Raw genomic sequence first — 8617 nt, forward strand, 5'->3', positions numbered from 1 at the left:
GTGGCTTCCTCAACCGAAAAAGTGATGGCTTCCCGGGACCGCAATCCCTGTGGATCGGGCTGCAACGCGCGGCTGATTTCGTGCTCGCTCTTGAGGCTCAGCGTTCCGCAGGGGCGAGTTATGGGTAAAGCTATGATCTCTAGTGCGACGTGTCAGGAGGCGTCTAGCGCGTCTAATAGCGCCATGACCAGATGAAGGGCCACTTCTCTGGCAATGAGGTCTTTTGGAATCTGAGTAAATGCTAGCTAGAAGACGTTGACTGCGAATCGATTCTTGTGCCTGCAAGTTCTTCCCGGCCGACATTTACTCTGGATTTTGCATGAAGGGATTCAGCTTGAGACTAAAATCGGCTCTTTAGCATTTTGGACCAGCTGGGTTCTCGTCTTTTGATAGAGATTTGTGAGATTTTCGATAGCGTCATCGGGAAGCTTGATCTCTGAGTAGTCTGTTTGGTAATCCATTAGCTTTCCGGTCAACAGGTTTGGGGAATGATCGCCGGAGTCCCCTTTCCCGGTCTTCGGTCTTAGCTGGTAGTCTGGGCTGAGCGGGTACTCTAACTCCAAATAGGAAGTCAATGAAGCTAGTGTGGCATTGGGATTCTGCTTCAACGCTTGCGCATCCATATAAAGATATTTGCCTTGTATCTGGCTTGATAGTTCCGACAAGTTGGTGAGTCTTGATTGATAATAATCGATAACTGCTTGCGTTTCGCACATTGAGTGACCTGGGCGCACTCTGCGAAACTGCGCGACGATACTCTTAATCGTTTCTTTGGGTTCGCGCATCGAAAATATATTAAAACACTCCTTTCGTTCAAGGATGTTGGACGCGACATGGTGCTCATTGTGCAATATCTTATCGAAGATGAATCGCGCGCCGCTTTTGGGTGTATGATCTTTGAAATATAGTAGTTGCTGACGTATTAGGCTCTTCCAGCTGAAGTAGCCTATATGCATTTCATAGTAGCCCTCGATCTCCGGGTTATCTCCCAGTATGTGGCCGAGAAGGCTAGTATAGGCTCGCATGTGACTCAATAGAAAAATATGCTTTAGAGGTCTTAGTGCTTGAGGGTGGTTGGCCAAAGTTCTGATGTGGCTAAGCATTTCCATGGTTAGATTGAAAAATCCCTCGAGTTAACAAAAATAGGCAGTAAAGTTGCCATCTGATCGTGAAGCGATGAGCCAAGGCTTTGTATGCGGCGGCAGAGGCATCGCGAAAGCGTCCTTCACTTTTGAGTTGCTGAGTGATGTGCTTATAGACGTAAGATAGGCCTAGATGACAGTGTCGTCTTAACGGCTCCTTCCGGGAGAAGAGTATGCACTTCTCATAAAGACGGATCTGATTGAGGCGTTTATTGTAGTTGTCGATGCATGTCGATACGTTATCTTTTCGAGCGTGATTCGGAATCTGATGTTTGCCGATGAATCGTGTGCAGAATAATATTTCTTCGGCTTTGTCGAGCGTTCGATAATACAGGTCGCGGTCTTCCTCGTAGCGTAATGCCTCATCGCAACCGCCGAGGCTCTTATAAATCTCTGCTCGAATGATCGAACAATTTAGGTGCGCAAAACCGCTGCTATTCAGTAACTGCTCGACCGTGACAGTATAGGTGTCCGGCAAGATCGCCTTTGAAGGTTCGAGATGCGGAATCAAGTCCTCGAGCCAAACGCTAGCCTGTTGCCGCCGGCCATCTTCGAAGTATGCCTCTTGATTGGAATAGTAGGCGTCTACGTTGCAGGAGCGGCTTGTAATGGCGCTATGAGCACGACGGAGATGCGCTGGATCGGTCCAGCAGTCATCGTCATCGAGAAAGCATAAATACTCGCCCCGACTCTTCCAAACGCCAGTATTCCTGGCGAATCCGGGGCCATGGCCGTTGGGTCTTTCAGGCAGATGGATAAAGGATACCTGATGGGGGGGCGATCTTTCGAGGCTTTCATACCACTCGAGATGCTGCGGCTCGGATCCGTCGTTGACGACGACGATTTCTTTGTCCAGGAAGTCCTGCGCGAGCACGGACTCGAGAGCCACGGCAAAGGCAGCGGGCTTGTTGCGGGTGGGGATGATGACACTGAAGAACGGGCGCGGTGCCGGTGTGAGCATGACCTTGATCAGGAGCCTTTTTTGTGTGAGGGATGTCGCATGTGGGTCGCTGTCGGCCGCGTAGCGCGTTGCTGGTTCTCAGGGTGTTGGGCTCGAAGCCGTGCGGAGGACAAACCGCGCGGTAGAGCGTTCGACCTGCCCACGCCATTCCGCGCTCGCGAATGTATGACTTGCGCCTTGCACCAACTCCCAAGTGATGTCCGCTCGCTGGGAGACCCTTCGCCATTCAGCCTCGTAGTCGACCAACGCCAGAAACTCGCGGCCGGTGAGGTCGTTAGCGGCCAAGATGAAGAGGATATCCCCGTTAAACGTCCCGAGCGCTCGCAGCATCCGATCACGGGCCTCGCCATGTTCATCGGGGTCGGAGCCTGCGACATCTAAGCGAGCTCGAGCGGACTCGCTTTCGTCATCCCCAAGGAGGCGGCTGCTTATGGCGGGCAGGTTGCAGGCGAGACGCAGCGCATGCAGTAACTCGCGCACGGACGGATGAAGCCTGAGCTTGCCCGCGAGCATCTTGGTCCACAGTGACCACTGCAGCAGCTTCGGGCCGTAGTAGTGCTTGAGGCGGGCGCGGGCGCGTGACTGTTCATGGGGTGCCCAGGGATTGAGCAGGACGAGTCCGCTCACGCGCGGGTCCGCCGGCGCATACATCAGGGCCGCCGAAGCCGCATCACAAAGGCCCCAGAGGACGACGGAGCGCAGTTTTGGTGCGCGCGCGAAGAGGCTATCCAAGGCGGCGGCGATGTCGGCGTCGACGGCGGTGAAATCGCGGGTTTCGCCCTCGCTATCGCCCATTCCCCGATAATCGAACCGCAGGCTGACGATGCCCTGCGTGGCGAGGGCGCGGGCGAGCAAGGTGAATTGGCGATGGCTTCCTGCTCGGTACTGGGAGCCGCCAACAAGAATGAGGAGACCAACCTCGGCGTGTCGTTCACCTTCGCAGGGCGTGGTGACGAGTCCCACGAGGCGCCGGCCGCGACAGACGAGCAGAATGGGCGATTCCTGATAGGTCATCCCTGACGGTCTGGCGTTGCGCGGATGCGTCGAGTTGGCAAGCTGAGAACGCGGGTGCACCAGACGGTCGAGCCATGATCGGGGCGATGGCGAGCCGCGCGGCGGGCGGTCAGTCTGGCCTGTGGCTCGCATGAGGCCAGAACCAAGGGCGATGGGTGCGATCTCATGGCGGCCCTCGCCGTGCGTGGAGAGTGACGCCATGGCGCCAATACAGGCCGCGATCATCGCGAAGCAGCCTTCATAGGTTGCGTGGGAGTGCCCGAAAGGGTCCGCGATATCGCGGCACGCCCGCTGCGGCTCCGCAGCGCCGGCGAGGAGAAAGGTCTTTGCGGACGCGGCGGGAAGCTCGCGACGGATGCGGCGCAAGTGCTCGACTTCCATGACGAAGATGAGGTCCGCGGCGGCCGCCATCGCTGGCGTCAAGCACTGCGAGCGACTTGCCGAGAGGTCGTAGCCCTGCTGCTGCGCGACGCTTGCCATCACGGGATCGGCCCGACGACCGGCTTGGGGGTGAAAGCCGGCGGAGCAGATGGTGAGGCGGGGTGGGAAGTGCGCGCGAGCCAGCACCTCGGCGATGGCGCTGCGATTGATGTTGCCATAGCAGAGGAAGAGGACATGGCTCGCCTTGCGCAGGCGGCGGCTGATCCGGCCCTTGCGCCATGCGGCTGCCTGGCGCCGGCGCAGATGCTGGGCTGAGAGGTAATCGCCCCCACGCCGCGCTTGCGTTTGGATCAGGCGGCCGATCTCGACGAGCCCAGGTAGCGGATCCCGCCAGGATTGCACGTCGAAGTGATGGCGGGGCGAAAATAGCAAAGCCGTGTCTGCGAGCACTTGGCGCCTGCTTGGGTATCTGACGAACGGCTCTGGCGCGTCGCGCCGCAGCACGCACTCGTACCATTTCAGATCACGGGTCAGGTTGCGGCAGATCACGCCGTTTCGCGCGGGCGGGCGGTCTTTGACTCGGCCCTCCACCAGCAGCTCATAGAGCATGCCGGGGAAGTCCGCACCGGCAGCGGTCGCCAAGGGTAATGAGCCCCAGAAACGCCCGTTGATCTCCATCAGCCGCAGTTCGCCCGTCGCCGGGCGGTGCTTGAACTCGACCATGGCCACACCATGCCAGTGCAAGGCGGCCATGAGCTGTGCGGCGACCTCGAGCAGATGCGGGTCGACCGCGGTGCTGCATCGCAGGCTGCTGCCGCCGCCGGTCAGCGGATACTCGTGCAGCCGCTGGTGCTGAAAGGCGTAGAGGATGCGCCCATGCTCGGCGATCAGCTCGATCCCGACCCCAACGCCGGCGAAATACTCCTGTATCAGCGCGCGACCGTGATGCAGGATATGGCGGACCCTGTGGTGCAGCTCGGCGCGGTCCGTTGCATACTGCACGGTCAAGGCGACTTGGCCGTGCTGGCCTACGCCGATTGAGCTTGCCGGCTTGATGACGACGGGAAACTCCAATCCAGCTGCCGCCGCATCGATGTCGTTCGGGGTGTGGACGGCGCGACTGAGCGGCACGGGGATGCCGAGCCGGGCGGCGAGGGCGACCGTCTCACCCTTGTTCAGAGCGATCCGCAGCGCATCTTCCGGTGCCATCGCGATCCGTGATGTGTCAAGGCATTGCCGGTTCGCGTGCAGCGGCGTCAAGGTCCGTTCGGTGACAGGGATGACGAGGATAAGCCGAGGGTCTTCGAGCTGCGCCGAAATCCAGCGGATGAAATCGGCGGACCTGACGAGAGGGTTCGGATAACGGTGCGTGGCGGCGACATAGCGAGAAAAGCCCCCCAGCGGGCGGGGCTCATTGCTCGCGATTTCTACCCGGAGCCCCCTCCGGGCGAGCGTGCGCGCGATGGCCAGAGCAGGGGGCAGATCCCCATCAAGGACCAGGATACGGTTTCTGGATGCGTCGTCCACGCCTTGCTCAATTGCGGTGATTGTGTTCGCCCGCTATGATACACCACCATTCGTGTCCATTGTGGTCAGTTTTTTCAGGAAGCAGCAATGATGTCTTTGGGCACACCCTTCAGATTGCGCGAGTGTTCGGTGCGATGAGACTAAAGCAGTTCGTCCGGCGCATTCCGCTCCGCGGCGCTATCGAAAAGCTCTATTTGCTCATTGAGCCCCAAGAGCGCAATCGCTTTCGGTGGCTTCTTGTTCTGATGGTGCTTTCGGCCTTCGCTCAGACCGCTGGCGTTGTGTCCATCATGCCGTTTCTCTCGCTGGTTGCTGCTCCGGAAACGGTGGAGAGCAATTCCTGGCTCGCCCTCGCTTATCATTGGTCCGGTGCCGGCTCGACCGAACGATTTCTCTATTACGTTGGATTCTTCGCCTTCTTTCTGTATCTAATTAGTCTCGCGCTGCAAGCAGGCACTTCTTGGATAACTGTGCGTTTTTCGTACTCCCAGCAGTATTATTTGTCCCGTCGACTCATGGCCGGCTTCCTGCGTCGCCCCTATGACTTTTTTTTGAATCGCAATTCGGGGGATCTCGCCAAGACGGTGCTGGAAGAAACGGCCCAGGGCATCAATAACGCCTTGCTTCCGGCGCTGCGTCTGATCAGTTCCTCAATTGTTGCTGCTGCGATGATTCTGGTGCTGCTCGTCGCCAACCCCTTGCTTGCGCTCACCGTGTCTGGGACACTCGCTCTATTCTATGGGATGACTTTCTTAGTTGCCCGTACCTGGCTGGAACGCATCGGCAGAGATCGAGTGGAGGCGAACCGAGAGCGGTTTACAGTGGTTGCCGAGGTTTTCGCTGGGATCAAGGAAATCCTGTTGCTCGGCCGCGAGAGCGCCTACCTGGATCGATACCGAAATCCCGCTATACGGTTTGCCAACCATCAAGCGAATTCCTTACTGTTGCAGGATCTTCCCCTCTATGTTCTGGAGGGTTTAGCGTTTGGCGGTATGCTGTTGGTTGTGCTCTATCTCCTTGGCGGCAACCAAGGTCTGGCCGGGATGCTGCCGATCATCGGTCTCTACGCCCTGGCTGGGAAACAACTGATCCCAGCCTTTCAGAAGATCTTTGCTGCGATCGCATCGATTCGATTCACGATGCCGGCTGTCGACAATGTTGTTGATCAAATGAACGATCTCCGACAAGTCGATCCACGACCCATGCTCGCAACGGAATTCCTTGCTCCTCAGCGTGAAATCCGTATCGAAAATCTCAGCTACCGTTATCCCGGTGCGGATCGTCTGGCCATCAGCAACTTGAGTCTGACGATTCCAGCGCGGACGACCGTTGGCTTTATCGGCTCCTCCGGCGCAGGCAAAAGCACAGTGGTCGACCTCCTCCTCGGGTTGTTGCAGCCCGAGCAAGGCGAGATCCTCGTCGATGGCGTTCCCTTGGGTGCCGACAATATCCGATGTTGGCAAGCCAGTATCGGTTATGTACCACAGCATATCTTTCTGGCCGACCAGAGCATCGCTGAGAACATTGCCCTCGGCGTTCCGCCAACTGAAATCGACCAGCAGGCGGTCGAGAAAGCAGCGCGTTTGGCAAATCTGTACGATTTCGTCGTCCAGCAATTGCCACAGGGCCTCGACACCGTCATCGGCGAGCGTGGGGTTAGACTTTCCGGGGGGCAGCGCCAGCGCATCGGGATCGCGCGCGCGCTCTATCGCAATCCAGCCGTCTTGCTGTTCGATGAAGCCACGAGCGCGCTCGATAATACTACCGAGAAAGTGGTCATGGAGGCGATCCATAATCTTGCCGGGGAAAAAACCATCATTCTGGTCGCCCATCGTTTGACCACTGTCGAGCCGTGCGCCAAGGTGTTCTTACTGGATAATGGTTGTCTCGTTGCGGAAGGGGCCTGGGAAACCATCTCTGAATCAGTTTTTTTTAGACGCTATATGACTGCGCCAGCACTAGCGGTGGACGCAGCTGAGTAATCGTGGACGTGCCTATTCAGGGAGTGACCTCCCGTTATTATAGCCATGTCAAGTCCCCGAAGATTGTATATACGCTTTTTGAATAGTTCGGGGCGCTTTTCGGCCCAATCCTTGAGGGCTTGAATCGGGGCGATGTGCCCGAGTGCTTTTTGCGGAATGTGTTGGTTGTAGACCTGGACGTAGCGGGTGATGGTTTGCTCCAGACTTTGCGACGAGTCGAAGCGTGTGGTGGCCAGCACCTCGGCGATGCGCCCATTGAAACGCTCGACCATGCCATTGGTCTGTGGAGTTCTGGGTTTGGTCAGGCGATGCTCGATGGTGTGCTGGGCGCAGACCTGATCGAAGCGATGCCGCCCCGTCGGCGAGCGCTCGCCCGTGGCGCAGAAACGGTCGGTGAACTCTTTGCCGTTATCGGTGAGGATCTTGGTGAGGGTGAATGGCGCCTTGGCGATCAGGCGCTCGAGAAACCCACTGGCCGAGGCCGCCGACTTGTCGTCGAGGATCTCGACATAGACCCAGCGGGTGGCACGGTCGATCGCCGCGAAGAGGTATTTTCGGCGGTCTTCATCGGGCATCTGGGGCAGGTACTTGACGTCGACATGGACGAACCCAGGCGCGTAGTCCTTGAAGGTCTTCACCGGACGCTTCGCGGTGTCCGCCTCCTGCGGGATCAGGGACTTGAGGTTGGAGATCCCGTGGCGCCGCAAGCACCGATCGAGTGCCGAACGCGAGGCCTCGGGGTGGATGAATTCGCGGGTAACCGCCAACAGATCGTCGAGCGGCAGCAACAGCGTTTCACGCAGGGCCACCACGAGGACTTCCTGCTCGGGCGAGAGCGTCGTTGAGAGCCGGTGTGGGCGGTGTGAGGCATCTTCGACCACCGTGCGTCGCCGCCACTTCCTCACCGTCTGGACCGAGAGGTTGTACTGGGCGGCGAGGACCTTGTTCGGCAACGTGGATGCTTGCAACTCGCGACGAATCGCTGGGGTCGTGCGCGCGTTCTTATGCAGGCGGATTTCCATCGGCAATCAGGCTCCCGGGCTGTGGGCTGTTCCGCGAGCGCTGGCTTTGTGGACCACGTGCTCTAGCACCTCGCGGGCTCGGAACAAAGGATAGCTCCGTCGAGGCAGATAATCACACGGGACGTAACAGGCATATAATCACACGGGACGTAACAGCTAGAGACTGAGCCCAGATAGCACTGCTCCTCATCGAGCAGACGCACCACGATCTGCTCCGGCGGCAGAGGGGCGAATTCCGGGCGATGACAGGCCTCCAGAATCGCCTGCTCTTCCTCGGGGCTGAGCGCATTGGCTGGTTTGGGACGAACAGCCGTCGGGCGTTGGTTTTCGCGTACCCCGCCCTCGCATGTCCAGCGTTGAACCGTGCGCACACTCAGGCCCAAGACCTCACAGGCCGGCGCCAAGCGTGCCCCCACCTGTTGGGCCTGTTCGATCAGCTCCACGGCTCGACGGCGATCTGAGGCACTAACCATCACGCCTCTACCCCCCCCCACGATCGCCTGCGCTTTTTTTTGACAGCACCAGCAGGGCCGCCGTCTCCGCCAGCGCCGACTCCTTGCGCTGTAACTCCCGCTCCAGCTGCCGAAT

7 protein-coding genes are annotated in these 8617 nt (G+C 58.6%); 2 read left to right on the forward strand and 5 right to left on the reverse strand.

What is annotated here, in order from left to right; translation table 11 throughout:
• Positions 1 to 128 (forward strand): IS4 family transposase (locus THIDRDRAFT_RS26955; RefSeq protein ID WP_245535916.1); only part of this gene is annotated, 128 nt, incomplete at its 5' end.
• Between the two features lie 201 nt (positions 129 to 329).
• Here THIDRDRAFT_RS26955 and THIDRDRAFT_RS24205 read toward each other — a convergent pair.
• From THIDRDRAFT_RS24205 to THIDRDRAFT_RS24215, 3 genes are all read right to left on the reverse strand, one after another.
• Complete coding sequence (locus tag THIDRDRAFT_RS24205; protein ID WP_050984801.1) at positions 330 to 1025, reverse strand: hypothetical protein; 696 nt, start codon at positions 1023 to 1025, stop codon at positions 330 to 332.
• 70 nt (positions 1026 to 1095) lie between these two features.
• The gene (locus THIDRDRAFT_RS24210) at positions 1096 to 2103 is read right to left on the reverse strand and encodes a glycosyltransferase family 2 protein (protein ID WP_007043214.1); all 1008 of its coding nucleotides are present in this window, start codon (positions 2101 to 2103) and stop codon (positions 1096 to 1098) included.
• Between the two features lie 78 nt (positions 2104 to 2181).
• Positions 2182 to 5025: a hydrolase 1, exosortase A system-associated gene (locus tag THIDRDRAFT_RS24215; protein ID WP_007043215.1), complete on the reverse strand. Its 2844-nt coding sequence runs from the start codon at positions 5023 to 5025 to the stop codon at positions 2182 to 2184.
• A 134-nt stretch (positions 5026 to 5159) separates the two neighbouring features.
• On the opposite strand from THIDRDRAFT_RS24215, the gene THIDRDRAFT_RS22420 reads away from it, so the two are divergent.
• On the forward strand, positions 5160 to 7007 hold the full coding sequence (locus THIDRDRAFT_RS22420; protein ID WP_007043216.1) for an ABC transporter ATP-binding protein: 1848 nt from the start codon (positions 5160 to 5162) through the stop codon (positions 7005 to 7007).
• Here THIDRDRAFT_RS22420 and THIDRDRAFT_RS22425 read toward each other — a convergent pair.
• Positions 6965 to 8029: an IS481 family transposase gene (locus tag THIDRDRAFT_RS22425; protein WP_007043217.1), complete on the reverse strand. Its 1065-nt coding sequence runs from the start codon at positions 8027 to 8029 to the stop codon at positions 6965 to 6967. The genes THIDRDRAFT_RS22420 and THIDRDRAFT_RS22425 overlap by 43 nt on opposite strands.
• 62 nt (positions 8030 to 8091) lie before the next feature.
• Positions 8092 to 8502 carry a helix-turn-helix domain-containing protein gene (locus THIDRDRAFT_RS27505; RefSeq protein ID WP_007043218.1) on the reverse strand — a complete coding sequence of 137 codons (411 nt, stop codon included), beginning with the start codon at positions 8500 to 8502 and terminating at the stop codon, positions 8092 to 8094.
• Positions 8503 to 8617: the final 115 nt, after the last annotated feature.

Source organism: Thiorhodococcus drewsii AZ1 (assembly GCF_000224065.1).
GTDB lineage: Bacteria > Pseudomonadota > Gammaproteobacteria > Chromatiales > Chromatiaceae > Imhoffiella > Imhoffiella drewsii.